Origin of the sequence: Streptococcus sp. SGI.013 (assembly GCF_050315295.1) — a bacterium.
In the GTDB taxonomy this organism is placed as follows: Bacteria; Bacillota; Bacilli; order Lactobacillales; family Streptococcaceae; genus Streptococcus; species Streptococcus porcorum.
In genome coordinates, this window is sequence record NZ_JBNPOS010000006.1 from 41,515 (window position 1) to 55,442 (window position 13,928).

General features: G+C 37.2%; 14 protein-coding genes. 10 read left to right on the forward strand and 4 right to left on the reverse strand.

Annotated elements, in window-relative coordinates; genetic code table 11:
- Positions 1-13: 13 nt before the first annotated feature.
- On the reverse strand, positions 14-1,393 hold the full coding sequence (gene brnQ, locus ACQRDX_RS02675; protein WP_427894296.1) for a branched-chain amino acid transport system II carrier protein: 1,380 nt from the start codon (positions 1,391-1,393) through the stop codon (positions 14-16).
- Between the two features lie 177 nt (positions 1,394-1,570).
- Here brnQ and sstT point away from each other — a divergent pair, with 177 nt between their 5' ends.
- The 5 genes from sstT to ACQRDX_RS02700 all read left to right on the forward strand — a co-directional run bounded on the left by sstT (position 1,571) and on the right by ACQRDX_RS02700 (position 6,908).
- Entirely contained in the window at positions 1,571-2,782 is a 1,212-nt protein-coding gene (gene sstT, locus ACQRDX_RS02680) for a serine/threonine transporter SstT (protein WP_427894294.1), read from the forward strand.
- Between the two features lie 115 nt (positions 2,783-2,897).
- The gene (locus tag ACQRDX_RS02685) at positions 2,898-3,740 is read left to right on the forward strand and encodes an SAM hydrolase/SAM-dependent halogenase family protein (RefSeq protein WP_354369099.1); all 843 of its coding nucleotides are present in this window, start codon (positions 2,898-2,900) and stop codon (positions 3,738-3,740) included.
- Positions 3,741-3,748: 8 nt separating this feature from the next.
- The gene (locus ACQRDX_RS02690; protein ID WP_354369097.1) at positions 3,749-4,297 is read left to right on the forward strand and encodes an ECF-type riboflavin transporter substrate-binding protein; all 549 of its coding nucleotides are present in this window, start codon (positions 3,749-3,751) and stop codon (positions 4,295-4,297) included.
- A 102-nt stretch (positions 4,298-4,399) separates the two neighbouring features.
- The gene (locus tag ACQRDX_RS02695) at positions 4,400-6,085 is read left to right on the forward strand and encodes an ABC transporter ATP-binding protein (protein ID WP_427894291.1); all 1,686 of its coding nucleotides are present in this window, start codon (positions 4,400-4,402) and stop codon (positions 6,083-6,085) included.
- The gene (locus ACQRDX_RS02700) at positions 6,072-6,908 is read left to right on the forward strand and encodes an energy-coupling factor transporter transmembrane component T family protein (protein ID WP_354369093.1); all 837 of its coding nucleotides are present in this window, start codon (positions 6,072-6,074) and stop codon (positions 6,906-6,908) included. The genes ACQRDX_RS02695 and ACQRDX_RS02700 overlap by 14 nt, the downstream gene beginning before the upstream one ends.
- A 95-nt stretch (positions 6,909-7,003) precedes the next feature.
- Here ACQRDX_RS02700 and ACQRDX_RS02705 read toward each other — a convergent pair whose 3' ends face one another.
- Positions 7,004-7,675 (reverse strand): potassium channel family protein, encoded by a 672-nt coding sequence (locus tag ACQRDX_RS02705; RefSeq protein WP_354369092.1) that lies wholly within the window; start codon positions 7,673-7,675, stop codon positions 7,004-7,006.
- Between the two features lie 9 nt (positions 7,676-7,684).
- Entirely contained in the window at positions 7,685-9,061 is a 1,377-nt protein-coding gene (locus tag ACQRDX_RS02710) for a TrkH family potassium uptake protein (RefSeq protein ID WP_427894288.1), read from the reverse strand.
- Positions 9,062-9,163: 102 nt separating this feature from the next.
- Here ACQRDX_RS02710 and ACQRDX_RS02715 point away from each other — a divergent pair, with 102 nt between their 5' ends.
- Positions 9,164-9,943, forward strand: coding sequence for a DUF4931 domain-containing protein (locus tag ACQRDX_RS02715; RefSeq protein WP_427894286.1), 780 nt, complete (start codon positions 9,164-9,166; stop codon positions 9,941-9,943).
- Between the two features lie 127 nt (positions 9,944-10,070).
- On the opposite strand, the gene rsmG is transcribed toward ACQRDX_RS02715, so the two are convergent.
- On the reverse strand, positions 10,071-10,784 hold the full coding sequence (gene rsmG / locus ACQRDX_RS02720) for a 16S rRNA (guanine(527)-N(7))-methyltransferase RsmG (protein WP_427894284.1): 714 nt from the start codon (positions 10,782-10,784) through the stop codon (positions 10,071-10,073).
- Between the two features lie 132 nt (positions 10,785-10,916).
- Between rsmG and ACQRDX_RS02725 the strand changes: the two genes are divergently transcribed.
- From ACQRDX_RS02725 to ACQRDX_RS02740, 4 genes are all read left to right on the forward strand, one after another.
- Positions 10,917-11,471 (forward strand): LemA family protein, encoded by a 555-nt coding sequence (locus ACQRDX_RS02725; protein ID WP_354369084.1) that lies wholly within the window; start codon positions 10,917-10,919, stop codon positions 11,469-11,471.
- Positions 11,472-11,482: 11 nt separating this feature from the next.
- Entirely contained in the window at positions 11,483-12,382 is a 900-nt protein-coding gene (gene htpX, locus ACQRDX_RS02730; RefSeq protein ID WP_427894282.1) for a zinc metalloprotease HtpX, read from the forward strand.
- 374 nt (positions 12,383-12,756) lie between these two features.
- Entirely contained in the window at positions 12,757-13,326 is a 570-nt protein-coding gene (locus ACQRDX_RS02735) for a TetR/AcrR family transcriptional regulator (RefSeq protein ID WP_354369080.1), read from the forward strand.
- On the forward strand, positions 13,326-13,865 hold the full coding sequence (locus tag ACQRDX_RS02740; protein WP_427894346.1) for a YceD family protein: 540 nt from the start codon (positions 13,326-13,328) through the stop codon (positions 13,863-13,865). Before ACQRDX_RS02735 ends, ACQRDX_RS02740 begins: the two co-directional genes overlap by 1 nt.
- The last annotated feature ends 63 nt before the right edge of the window (positions 13,866-13,928 follow it).

A 13,928-nucleotide genomic window follows, 5' to 3' on the forward strand; every position in this document is an offset into this window, starting at 1 on the left:
TTTTTGTATTTACTTATTTTTTAACCTTTGAGAAAACTAGCCCAAGGATTAATCCAATGAGGGCAAAAGTTACCCAACCTAGTGAATATTGCCCTAGGGGAACAACCTTGGTAAAGAAATGACTTAAAGCTGATGGGATAGTAAAAAATCCTGTCATAGTGGCAAAAGTAGAAATAGCATCATAAAGCCCAGCGAAAAACGTCAACCCGATGGTAAAGACATAGATACTACGATGAGAGTGGAAGTATTTATCCCCTAGCACTAAGAAGATTAAAGTAATCGTCAAAGGATAAAGGAGATAAAGGACAGGAACAGACCACTTAATAATTTCAGACAAGCCACCAAAGTAGAAAGTCGTTGCTATCAAAGTGAAGATGCTTGCCCACATCACATGAGAAATTTTTGGAATAAGACCATGGAAATATTCCGCACAAGCTGTGATCAATCCTGTTGAAGTGGTCAAGCAAGCAAGAAAGACAATAATAGAAAGAATGTTTTGCCCAATTGTCCCAAGATAGAGTCTGGAAGCTTGGCTAAGGACGTGTCCTCCATCAATAGGCATTCCATTTTGTACAAATTGTCCATTTGAAAAATCAAATAACCCTTGTGAAGTTGCGCCGATACGTGCTACAAAGATATAAATGAGTGCTAGGAGAGAAATAGCAACTAGACCAGATTTGATGGTCAAGCCTGAGATTTCTTTTTCAGAGGTTGCACCGTATTGTTTAGCCGCATCAATCACTAGAACTGCAAAAGCAAGGGAAGCAAGAGCATCCATTGTTCCATATCCTTGAATGAGTCCAGCGATAAATGGAAGATCCTTGAAAGCATCGTTGACACTAGAGCTCGCATTGTGTGCTGCTCCAAGAGATCCAGAAGGATTGATAAAGGACATGATAATCACAACTGCAATTGTGATGAGAAGCGTCGGTGTTAAGTATTTCCCAATACGCTCAGTCATCTTGCTAGGTTTAATAGCCATCCAGTAGGATAACCCAAAGAAAATTAAAGCATAAATGACTTTGACCACTAAGCTAGAACCAAAAATAGGTTCCACTCCCATGGAATAAGAGGTTGCACCAGTTCTTGGGATAGCAAAGAATGGTCCGATTGAAAGATATAGAGCCACAGAAAAGAAGATAGCATAAGGCTTAGACACACGTGAAGCCAATTCTTCCATATTTTTTGCTCCAGACCATGCTGTTGCAATCACACCTAGAAAAGGAAGGGTAACACCTGTTAGGCAGAAAGCTAGGATAGATACCCAGACATTTTTACCAGAATAAATTCCTAGAAGGGCAGGATAAATTAAGTTGGCAGCGCCAAAGAAAAGCGCAAAAAGCATAAAACCAATAACGGTATAGACTTTAGCGTCAAATTGTTTTGTTTTCATATAAAACCTTTCCAAGTCATAAACATTTTGAAAATCTATTATAGCTTAAATTGTCATACAATTCAAGTCAATTTTATACAATTCAATAAATAGCTCAGTGAAGAAGAGGAAGGAAAGATTGACTTGCGCTTTAATTTATAATATGATGGAGAATGTGAAAAAATGAAGGAGTGTAACATGTCTAGATTTATCAGAACGTGGAATCGAACCAGTCTAATTAAACGGATTATGATTGGTGTCCTATTTGGGATTGTTTTAGGATTAGTAGTACCGAAATTTACAGTGATAGGCCTTTTAGGGAGCTTATTTGTAGGGGGCTTAAAAGCTGTCGCTCCCTTGTTGGTTTTTGCCTTAGTAGCGAATGCCCTTTCTCAAACGAGAGAAGGTCAAAAATCTAATATGAAAACAGTAGTGGGGCTTTATCTTTTAGGGACATTTGCGGCAGCGTTAATGGCTGTTATTGTTAATTATATCTTTCCTTTAAAGTTGGTGTTAAAAAAAGCAGAGACGGGTGAGTTGAGCCCTCCACAAGGTGTAGCAGAAGTGTTTCAAAGTTTATTGTTAAACCTAGTGGATAATCCAGTTAATGCTCTAGCAACGGCAAACTATATTGGTGTTTTATTTTGGGCGGTTATTTTTGGTTTTGCAATGAGAACTGCCAGTCCTAATACCAAAGACCTTTTACATACTCTGGCAGAAGTGACTTCCCAAGTGGTAAGCTGGATTATTAACCTAGCTCCATTTGGAATTATGGGTCTAGTTTTTACAACCATCTCAGAAAATGGTCTTGGCATTTTGGCTGATTATGGGATGCTTCTTGCGGTTTTGGTTGGCACCATGTTTTTCATTGCCTTAGTCATCAATCCTTTGATTGCCTTTGTGATGATGCGAAAAAATCCTTATCCACTTGTCTTTCGTTGCTTAAAAGAAAGTGGCGTGACAGCTTTCTTTACCAGAAGCTCTGCAGCCAATATTCCTGTTAATATGAAATTGTGTGAGAGTTTAGGATTGGATCCAGATACTTATTCTATCTCTATCCCACTTGGTGCGACTATTAACATGGCAGGTGCAGCAGTTACTATTAATGTATTAACTATGGCAGCAGTTAATACCCTGGGGATTGAGGTTGATTTTGCGACAGCTTTTCTTCTTAGTGTTGTGGCTGCAGTTTCTGCCTGCGGTGCATCAGGTGTTGCTGGAGGATCTTTACTTTTGATTCCTGTAGCCTGTAGTTTGTTTGGTATTTCAAATGATCTCGCTATGCAAGTTGTAGGAGTTGGTTTTATCATTGGTGTTTTGCAAGACTCATTTGAAACAGCCCTTAATTCTTCAACAGATGTTCTTTTTACAGCTGTAGCTGAAAAGTCTGTTTGGGGAAAGAAAAAATAAAACGCTAAGATTTTATAGTCTAAAACTATATCTAGCTCAAATAAATCGGTATTTTACACCTGCACTGTTCTATGTTATTATTGATATTCAATAATATGGAAAGTGCAGGTTTTTTATGAGTAATCAGTTATTGGTTTTGCAATCAGATTTTGGCTTGGTTGATGGTGCAGTTTCAGCTATGATTGGGGTGGCCCTTCAGGAAGCTCCTAATCTTGGGGTTCATCATTTGACCCATGAAATCACACCTTATAATATTTTTGAGGCAAGCTATCGCCTTTTTCAAACCATAGAGTATTGGCCAAAGGGAACTACTTTTGTTTCAGTTGTTGACCCAGGTGTGGGATCAGATCGTAAAAGTGTTGTTGCTCTAACCAATGCAGATCAGTATATTGTAACACCAGATAACGGGACTTTGTCTTATATTAAAAAACATGTTGGTATTAAGGCTGTTCGTGAAATTTCAGAGGTTAAAAACCGCCGTGAAAATACCGAGCTATCTTATACTTTCCATGGACGTGATGTCTATGCTTTTACAGGGGCAAAGCTTGCTTCAGGCCATATTAGTTTTGAAGAGGTGGGTCCAGAGCTCTCGGTTGATGCGATTGTGGAGTTGCCAGTTGTGGAGACCCTAGTAGAAGAGGATTTGGTGAAAGGTGCCATTGATATTTTAGATGTCCGTTTTGGCTCGCTTTGGACCTCTATCACGCGTGAAGAGTTTTATCGTTTAGATCCAGAGTTCGGTGATCGATTTGAAGTGACCATTTATAATAATGATATGTTAGTCTATCAAAACCAAGTGACTTATGGTAAATCATTTGCGGATGTTCGAATTGGTCAACCTATTTTATATATCAATTCACTTTATCGTTTGGGACTGGCTATTAACCAAGGTTCTTTTGCCAAGGCTTATAATGTCGGTGTGGGACCCCAATGGCATCTTGAAATTAAGAAAATTTAGGAGAAGTTATGAAAAATAATACGATTAAAAATGTAGTGGCAACAGGTATCGGAGCAGCTTTATTTGTAGTCATCGGAATTTTGGTGAATATCCCAAGCCCAGTTCCAAATACTAGCATTCAATTGCAATATGCAGTTCAGGCTCTTTTTGCTGTAATTTATGGCCCAGTTGTTGGTGGCTTGGTTGGCTTTATCGGACATATGGTAAAAGATATGTTTTCAGGTTACGGAATCTGGTGGACCTGGGTTATTCCAAGTGGTCTATTAGGGCTAGCTATTGGTTTATTGAAGCAAAGGTTATCAATTGAAAAAGGGCTATTTCCTAAGAAAGATATCTTGACATTTAATGTCGTACAAATTGTTGCTAACCTTTTGGTTTGGGGCTTGATTGCTCCTATTGGAGATATCTTGGTTTATCAAGAACCTTCAAGTAAAGTTTATACACAAGGGCTTGTTGCTGGCTTGTCTAATGCAACAACCATTGCTATTGGTGGCACTTTACTTTTAGCAGTATATGCTAAAACTCGAACACAATCAGGAAGTTTATCCAAAGATTAAGGAGTCAGCTCAGTTGTTTGTCAGCTGAGTTTTCTCATATTCTGTAACTGTGGTAAAATAATAAAGTAAACTTTTAGATGAGATGTAAAGATAAGAGATAAAATGACAGATAACGTGATAGAATTTAAAAATTTTAGTTTTAAATATGATGCTCAATCGGAGCCGACCTTAAAAAATATCAATCTTTCTATCAAACGTGGAGAGAAGGTTTTAATTGTTGGTCCTTCTGGATCAGGGAAATCCACATTAGGACAGTGTTTGAATGGGATTATTCCTCATATTCATCAAGGTGAGCACGAGGGTGAGTTTTTGATTGATGGAAAACCTGCTTTTGACTTATCAATCTATGATAAATCTCATCTGGTCAGTACCGTGTTACAGGATACAGATGGGCAATTTATTGGTCTTAGTGTGGCTGAGGATTTAGCCTTTGCGCTTGAAAATGATGTGGTTTCTCAAAAGGAAATGAGAGATAAAGTTAATTTTTGGGCTAAGCATTTAGACTTAACACCTTTATTACATCATCGTCCTCAAGACTTATCAGGGGGGCAAAAACAAAGGGTCAGCTTGGCAGGTGTTCTTATCGATGAAAGTCCGATTCTATTATTTGATGAACCATTAGCCAATTTAGACCCTAAATCAGGACAAGATACGATTGCTTTGATTGATGATATCCATCAATCAACTGGCGGGACAACAATCATTATCGAGCATCGTTTAGAGGATGTCATTTATCGTAAGGTGGATCGCATTATTCTTATCAATGACGGCAGTATTCTTTTTAATGGATCGGTCAGTGAGCTTTTAAAGACTAATCTTTTAAATGAAAATGGTATTCGTGAACCTCTTTATATTAGCGTCTTACGCTCTCTAGGTTATCCGTTTGAAGAAGAGCTGTATCTGGATCAACTTCATCGACTAGATTTACCAACTTATTCCTTAAGTGGCGAGACTTCTACTCTAGAGAAAAAACAATCTGACGTGGTTTTAGAAGTAAAGGGATGGCAGTTTGCTTATCGTAAAGAAAATCCTATTTTGAAAGATATCAACTTAAGCGTTTATAAAGGTGAAAAGATAGCTCTAGTTGGAAAAAATGGTGCAGGAAAATCTACCTTTGCCAAAAGCTTATGTCAATTTGTTCAGGCAGAAGGTCAGATTTTTTATAAGGGAAAAAATATAGCAGATGATTCGATGACAGAGCGAGCTAGTCGCATTGGTTATGTTTTACAAAATCCCAACCAAATGATTAGCCAGACAATGATTTTTGATGAAGTGGCTCTAGGACTACGTCTAAGAGGGATAGAAGAAGAAGTCATAAAAGAAAAGGTTTATGAGACCCTGAAAGTTTGCGGTCTGTATGCTTTTAGAAACTGGCCCGTTTCTGCCCTATCCTATGGCCAGAAAAAACGTGTTAGTATCGCATCAATTCTGGTTTTGAACCCAGAAATTATTATTTTGGATGAACCTACTGCAGGACAAGATCAAAAAAATTACACAGACTTAATGAATTTTTTAAATGGCTTGCAGGAAAAAGGACACACTATTATCATGATTACACATGATATGCAACTGATGTTAGAATACTCAGATCGCGCTATTGTTTTAGCAGAAGGGCGTATTTTAGCAGATGCTAGTCCACTAGAAGTTTTAAACCAGCCAGCTGTCTTAGAGCAGGCTAACTTAAAGCCAACGAGTCTATTTGCCTTAGCTCAAAAAATAGGGGAAGATCCTGAGCAAGTGACAGATTACTATATTAAAAAGAGAGGAGATAATGATGCAACAATCTAATAGTTTGATTGGTTTTCATGAAGGTCAGGGTTTTCTTTATGATCTATCTGGGGCCACTAAACTAGTTTTTTTCCTTCTGGTATCGATTGCCTGTATGACAACTTACGATACGCGTTTGATTGCCCTGGTCTCTTTTTTATCCTTAGTTTTATTTCGTTTGGCAAGGATACGCTTGCGTGATATTTCATTTGTCTTGATGTTTATCTTGACTTTTGCGACCTTAAATGTTGTGATGGTCTATCTTTTTGCACCAGCTTATGGTGAGGAGATCTATGGAGCAAAAACAGTTTTGGTAGAAGGTGTGGGGCGTTTTAACATCACAAGCCAAGAACTCTTTTATTTGTTAAATTTAATTTTAAAATATTTTTGTACGGTTCCTCTAGCAATTATCTTTTTGGTGACCACTCATCCTAGTCAATTTGCAGCTAGTCTCAATCAAATTGGGGTATCTTACAAGATAGCCTATGCGGTCAGTTTGACGCTACGCTATATTCCAGATCTTCAAGAGGAATTTCACATGATTAAACTCTCCCAACAGGCTCGTGGTTTAGAATTATCCTCAAAAGCTAGTCTTTTTTCGCGGATTAAAGGAAATATACGGATTATTACGCCTCTTATTTTTAGTTCGCTTGAGCGTATTGATACGATTTCAACTGCTATGGAGTTGCGTCGATTTGGTAAAGAGAAGAAAAGAAGCTGGTACAAAGGGCAAGCTCTCCTTTGGTATGACTACCTTGTCCTACTTTTGGCAGTGCTAATTTTGTTAACAAGTTTTTATCTCTTTTATCTCAATGGTGGACGTTTTTATAATCCTTGGAAATAAAATAATTTAAAATAAAAACTAGAATTTTCAACTTCCTTCAACTTTGGAGACCTTATCTCAATTGTTGGAAAGAATCAGAAATTCTAGTTTTTCGTTTAGTCAAAATACCCTAAATAATCATATTTTTCAAATGTTTTAGAACTGGTAACAGCTACGATAAGATTGTTAGCCTCTAGCGGAGCTTGTAAGATAGAAGTCGTGTTGATTGGCCCTCCCTTATTAGAACGAATACCGATGACATTGATATCGTATTGTTGACGTAAATTGAGTTGAGGAATAGATTTTCCAATCCATTTTTTAGGGGTTTTAAATTCAACAATAGACACATCACCTTCAAAATGAAAGACGTCATTAATACTATTTCGTAAGAGTCTAGAGACAAGATTTACCCCTGCTTCACGTTCGGGTGCGATGACTAAGTCGGCACCAATCCCGTAGAGGACTTCTTCGTAGGTTTTGCTTCTAGCCTTGGCAATAATTTGTGAGACTCCTAGTTTTTTGCAGTTCATAACAGCTAAGACAGCACTTTCAAGATTAGTTCCTGTTGCGACAATAACGGTATCGCACTGGTCGATACCGACATATTTTAGAAAATCAATATCCGTCATATCACCGATAACGGCTTTAGTGACCTGATCGGCTAATTCTTGGACATATTGCTTTTCGCTATCGATGATAATGACATCTTGATCTAAGCGGGCGAGTTCTTTTGCGACAGTACGACCAAAGATACCAAGCCCCAAAACACCAATAATTTTTCTTTTCATAGTTTTTCCTTATCCAATAATAATATCACATTCAGCATAGTGAATGTCTTTTTCTTTTTTTTGTAAAATACTAAGAAGGACCGTGATGGGCCCAACACGTCCGATAAACATGAGAGCCATGATGATACATCGTCCTATTGTCGAAAGTTGGCTTGTCAACTCCATACTAACCCCAACAGTCGCAATAGCACTGCTAGCTTCAAAAAATAGGGCAAAAGGGTCTAAATGAGGCTCGTTTTCTAATAATAGTAGATAGCCAATGATTAGGATCCCAAAGAAGAAGAGTAAGACGGTGAGGGTCTGTCGTAAAAGACGTTGAGGGATTGTCCGATTTTGAAAGGTGACCTGGGATTGTCCTGCCAACTCTGCTCGAAATAAAAGAAATAAAATGGCTGCAACACTGACTTTAATTCCTCCTGCAGTTCCTCCAGGCCCTCCTCCTATCAACATTTGTAAGATATAGAGAAAATTTGTAGCATGACCAGTATCTAGGTAGGATAAGGTTGAAAAACCTGCCGTTCTCATGGTGACACTTTGAAAAAAACTGACCAAGATTTGTTCAGGAAAGGTCAAATATTTTAAGGTCTCGGAGTTATTATATTCTAGTAGAAAAGATAAGCCCGTTCCCAATAAGAGAATGATAGCCGTACTGTTTAGAATTAAGCGAGAATGAATCGATAAGTGTTTCCAAAAATTCGCCCAAAATCGTGGTTGTGGTCGGCTGTTTAAGTAGCTATTGTAAAGATCATGCCAGACATTAAATCCCAATCCTCCAGAAAAAATTAAAAAAGCAAGGACAAGATTAATCAAGGGGTTAAGAGCAAAAAGTTGTAAACTATTTTGACCGATATTGTCAAATCCAGCATTACAAAAAGCTGAAACTGCTAAAAAAAGGCTATTGAAGATTCCATTTCCCCATCCAAATCTAGGAATAAAATCAAATGCCAATAAAATCGCACAGATTAATTCAATTCCAAAGGTAAGACGATAGGCAAAAAAGAGATATTCTTTTAAGTGGTGATGGGTGCTTTGACTCATTGCAGATTGTAGCAATGTTTGATCACGCAGAGAGAGGCGTTTTTTGAGGCTGTATTGGCTAAAGGCGACTAAAGAGACTAAGCCAAGTCCTCCAATTTGCATTAAGGCCATTGCAGTAACTTGGCCCAGTCCATTATAGACCTCACTGACAGGAAATACAGATAACCCCGTCACACAGACCATAGATACGGCAGTAAAAAGATGATCAAGATAGCTTGTTTCAGGAGCATTTGGATAGTGCATTATAGGTGATGCTAATAATAAACTTCCGATAAAAATAAGACCAATAAAACTAAGGCTAAGTTTTTGAGTGGTTGATAGTGGATAAGTGAGGATTGATTTTTTCATAGAACCTCCAAGATAAACTAGAGTTATTATATCAAAAAAATAAAGTGCAGTGAGATTTGACAAGGAGAAGTCCTTGCGTATAATAAAAGAAAAGGAGAAAATATGACACGGGCTAAATTAACATTTAATAGTAGTATCGCAAAGAAGAAACCAACTAATCAAGATCGTTGTCCATTTTGTTATCAAGAAGAATTAGGAAAAGTCTTGGATCGACAAGATCAAATGATTTGGGTTGAAAACAAATACCCTGTTTTAGAGCAGGCTTATCAAACCTTGATTATAGAGTCAGATTGGCATGATGGAGATATTCCGATTTATTCTAGGGATTATAACCGACAGCTATTTTCTTATGCAGTAGAAAAATTTGAGTACCTAGAGCAATCTGAGAAATTTAAATCGGTTTTATGCTATAAAAATTTTGGTCCCTTGTCTGGTGGGAGTTTGCGCCATCCTCACCTTCAAATTGTGGGGCTAGAAACCGTTGACGGCTATGCTTTTATTCAAGAAAGTGCTTTTGAGGGACTGGAGGTTCAATCTTTTAGACAAGGTGCTAGGCTGGTCTTATCTTCGGATCCCATTGCAGGTGGTTTAGAGTTTAATATTATTATCTCTAAACGCTCGCATTTAGAAATCCTAGCGGATGTATCTCAGTTAGTTTTACGCTTTATCACACACGTTTATTTTAAAGATAAGGAAGCTTCCTATAATTTATTTTTATATCCTATAAAAGAGGGCTTTGTATGTAAAATCATGCCTCGTTATGTGGTATCTCCTTATTTATTGGGATATGGTATTAGACAAGTTCCTAGCCAAAAACGTCTTAGTCAACTTAAAAGCCAACTAGAAAGTTATTTGAAAGACAGTCTGTCAGATGATATTTAGACGATAAAAAATCCATCTTTACCTCTTGGTCATGGAGAGGGTGAAGATGGACTTTAAAAGATGGGAAGCCTTTATTAAGGGAAATTTTCGGTTGATAGCGTGTAAGTTGTTTTTCTAAATAACTGGTTTAGAGTGGTTTTTTATTTGGCATTCCCGCTTTTCTAGGATATTTGTTAGGGGTTTCTTTTTTCTTAGTGACAATAGTAAGGTTGCGATCATCCCCGTTTGGCAGTTGGTAATCCTGACTGATATCAACTTTACCAAAGAGCAAGTTAAGAGCTCTTTGGGCATCTTCTAATTCTTGGTCGGCGGCGCTGGCTTTTAAGGCAATGACTTGCCCATTAACCTTTAGAAAAGGAATAGTAAGCTCAGATAGTACTTGCATTCTTGCAACAGCTCTTGCGGTTACGATATCAAACTGTCCACGAAAAGCCTTATCTTGTCCAAAATCCTCAGCTCGACCGTGGAAAAAGCGTACATTTTGAAGCCCTAACTCTTCTGATAAAAGATGGAGGAAATTGATACGTTTGTTCAGTGAATCAATAATGGTAACCTTCAAGTTGGGACAGATAATTTTCATTGGCAAACTAGGAAAACCAGCTCCAGCACCAATGTCTAAGATGGAGATAGGCTCATTTTTGATGTAGCCCATTAGGACTGGGGCTAAGGAATCATAAAAGTGTTTGAGATAAACTTCTTCTTTTTGGGTGATGGCAGTGAGATTGATTTTTTCGTTCCATTCAACGAGGAGGGTAAAGTAACGTTCAAATTGATTTTTTTGCTGATCAGTTAGCTCAAAACCCGCTTGAGCTAGTAGGGTATAAAATTCTTGCTTGGTCATAGTTTCTCCTTTATTCTTGATTATTTTATCATAAAAATAGAAGGTGTGGCAGGATTAAAAAAGAGATGATGTGTTTTTCTCCTTATTTCAAGAAATTTGTTATAATGGAAAGAAAATAAAAAGGAGACAAAAATGGGAATCATTATTGGATTAGTTGTAGTTGCTATTTTAGTAATAGGGGGAATTTTTAGTTACAATGGTTTGGTAAAACGTCGTATGCAGACAACAGAGGCTTGGAGTCAGATTGATGTGCAATTGAAACGTCGAAATGATTTAATTCCTAATCTCATTGAAACGGTGAAAGGTTATGCAAGCTATGAAGGAAAGACGCTAGAGAGTATCGCAGAGTTGCGTGCACAGGTGGCGAATGCCAAGACACCTAGTGAAGCGATGGTAGCTAGTGATGCGCTAAGTCGTCAAGTGTCAGGTATCTTTGCGGTTGCAGAGAACTATCCTGATCTAAAAGCTAATGCTAGCTTTGTTAAGTTGCAAGATGAGTTGACGAATACTGAAAATAAAATTTCTTATTCACGCCAGCTTTATAACACCACAACTGCAAATTATAATGTGAAACTAGAGACTTTCCCAAGTAATCTTATTGCAAAAATTTTCCGATTTAAGCCAAGTGAATTTTTAGAAATTCCTGAAGAAGAAAAAGCTGTGCCAAAGGTTGAGTTTAACTTTTAAGGGGTGATGGGATGTTATTTGACCAAATTGCTCAAAATAAAAGGCGAACAGTTTTTTTACTCATCGTTTTCTTTGCACTTTTAGCCGCTTTAGGCGCAGCAGTTGGTTACTTGTGGTTACGCTCAAGCCTAGGCGGTATGGTGGTAGCCTTAATTATTGGGATCATCTACGCTTTTAGTATGATTTTTCAATCGACTAATGTGGTCATGTCTATGAATGGCGCAAGAGAAATTAGCATCGAAGACTATCCTGATTATTATCATATTGTTGAGGATATGGCTATGGTGGCCCAAATTCCCATGCCTAGAGTTTTTGTGATAGAAGATAGAGGGTTGAACGCTTTTGCAACAGGATCTAGTCCAGAAAATGCGGCGGTTGCTGCAACAACGGGATTACTATCTGTGATGAATAGAGAAGAGCTAGAAGGTGTCGTTGGCCATGAGGTTAGTCATATTAGAAATTACGATATTCGGATTTCTACGATTGCGGTTGCTTTAGCTAGTGCAGTTACCATGCTCTCGAGTATGGGAGGGAGAATGATGTGGTACGGTGCAGGTCGTTCTCAGCGTCGCCAAGACAATAGCCGTTCGTCTGGTTCAGACTTAGTAATGGTGATTTTTTCTTTAATCACTATTCTCTTAGCGCCCCTAGCTGCCACTCTAGTGCAACTGGCCATTTCTAGACAGAGAGAGTATTTAGCTGATGCTTCTGGTGTTGAGTTGACCAGAAATCCTCAAGGTTTGATTCGTGCACTTGAAAAATTAGATCACTCTGTACCGATGGAGCATGAGGTGGACGATGCTAGTAGTGCCTTGTATATCAATGACCCGAAAAAAACAAACCGCTATCAGTCTTTGTTTTATACTCATCCTCCTATCTCCGATAGAATTGAGCGTTTAAAAAAGATGTAAGTTTTCAAAGTAAAGATACTGATTTTAATAGTTTTGAAATTTGAGACATTAGATAGTCTATAGAAAAGTCTGGAAATCTTCAGACTTTTTTCTAACTCGTTCTATTTCATTAGTGCTCTGTTGAGTCATATGATTTCCGATATATAGAATATAAAATCAATATTTCTTAATATCTAGTCGAAATTAAAGAAATATATCGAATAAGCTTATAAAGTAAGAATAAAATAACAGAAGCTCTAAAAACTTGCTGTTTTACTTCTTGTTTGATAAAATTTAGGTGAGAAAAAATGATTTAGAAGGATAATGAACAAAAAAATAGACATATTGTTAATTTTATGATATAAATTTAACATGGTGTTTATTCTGAAAGAGTTATGACAGGATATAGTACTAAGAAGGAAAATACCAGACGTTATTTAGATTTAGCCTTGGTAGAGTTATTACAGGAAGTACCTTTTCATAAGGTATCTGTTTCTAATTTAACGAAAAAAGCAGGGCTTTCTCGTGGGACTTTTTATTTACATTATGTAGACATAGATGATTTTTTGAATAGTCAAAAAACAGGTTTATTAGCACAATTTAAAGAAGAGTTTTTGTCTGCTTCAGATAACAAGAGTTTCCAAAGAAAAATAACTGACCTCATTTACTATATTGAGAATCATTTTGAGCTTTTCAAAGGATTGTTAGGGGTAAATGGTGATAAATATTTTGAAAAAGATATCATTATTTTTATTCAAGAATTTATTTTTGAAGATTATGAATTAGAAAATAGGTTTCCTGAGTTGCCGGATCAGTATATCATCAATCTGAGTGTGATGAGTATTATTTCTATCATCCTAACTTGGTTGGAGGAAAGAGAGCCCAGGTCTGCTCAGGAAATTTTAGAGATTATTAGAGAAACGCGTCAAATTACCTTAAATGAGTTGGTAGAAGGAAAACTATGATATTTAATCTTTTAGATGTTAAAAAAAAGCCTGAGGGAATAACCTTTGAAGAGCAATTGGATTTAAAAGAAGAGTTACAAGATCGTAACAGTGAAATCTTGGATATTAGAGATATCTTGGCTAAAGGCCAGTTGATTTATGAAAATGGACTATACCTTTTGGAGTATCAGTTGTCGTATGTTTTGGTTCTCCCTTCAAGTCGATCTATGACACCTGTTGAGTTAGAGCAGTCCTATGGGGTTGTAGAAGTTTTTGTTTCAGCTGAAGAACTGGTTGCTAAGCAAGATTTAGTAGATGAAGATTTAGTCTTAGTTCTAGATGGAACGACTCTCAGTTTGTCGGAGAGTGTTGCGGATAATATTATTCTTAATATTCCAATGAAAGTTTTGACGACTGAAGAAGAAAACGATGATACCATGCCCTCAGGTCAATCGTGGTCGGTCTTGACAGAGAGTCAGTACAAGGATTTGCAAGAAGAAAAAAAAGCCGAGTCTAGTCCATTTGCTTCTCTGAGCAAATTATTTGACAGTGATGAGTGAATTGATGTAAAATAATTATTTTGCTTTAAAAATGATTGAAAAAACTAACAAGAGATAGTATAA

Bases quoted from the DNA above. Each gene is read 5' to 3' on its own strand.
- brnQ (WP_427894296.1), bottom strand. From the start codon at position 1,393: ATGAAAACAAAACAATTTGACGCTAAAGTCTATACCGTTATTGGTTTT.
- sstT (WP_427894294.1), top strand. From the start codon at position 1,571: ATGTCTAGATTTATCAGAACGTGGAATCGAACCAGTCTAATTAAACGG.
- ACQRDX_RS02685 (WP_354369099.1), top strand. From the start codon at position 2,898: ATGAGTAATCAGTTATTGGTTTTGCAATCAGATTTTGGCTTGGTTGAT.
- ACQRDX_RS02690 (WP_354369097.1), top strand. From the start codon at position 3,749: ATGAAAAATAATACGATTAAAAATGTAGTGGCAACAGGTATCGGAGCA.
- ACQRDX_RS02695 (WP_427894291.1), top strand. From the start codon at position 4,400: ATGACAGATAACGTGATAGAATTTAAAAATTTTAGTTTTAAATATGAT.
- ACQRDX_RS02700 (WP_354369093.1), top strand. From the start codon at position 6,072: ATGCAACAATCTAATAGTTTGATTGGTTTTCATGAAGGTCAGGGTTTT.
- ACQRDX_RS02705 (WP_354369092.1), bottom strand. From the start codon at position 7,675: ATGAAAAGAAAAATTATTGGTGTTTTGGGGCTTGGTATCTTTGGTCGT.
- ACQRDX_RS02710 (WP_427894288.1), bottom strand. From the start codon at position 9,061: ATGAAAAAATCAATCCTCACTTATCCACTATCAACCACTCAAAAACTT.
- ACQRDX_RS02715 (WP_427894286.1), top strand. From the start codon at position 9,164: ATGACACGGGCTAAATTAACATTTAATAGTAGTATCGCAAAGAAGAAA.
- rsmG (WP_427894284.1), bottom strand. From the start codon at position 10,784: ATGACCAAGCAAGAATTTTATACCCTACTAGCTCAAGCGGGTTTTGAG.
- ACQRDX_RS02725 (WP_354369084.1), top strand. From the start codon at position 10,917: ATGGGAATCATTATTGGATTAGTTGTAGTTGCTATTTTAGTAATAGGG.
- htpX (WP_427894282.1), top strand. From the start codon at position 11,483: ATGTTATTTGACCAAATTGCTCAAAATAAAAGGCGAACAGTTTTTTTA.
- ACQRDX_RS02735 (WP_354369080.1), top strand. From the start codon at position 12,757: ATGACAGGATATAGTACTAAGAAGGAAAATACCAGACGTTATTTAGAT.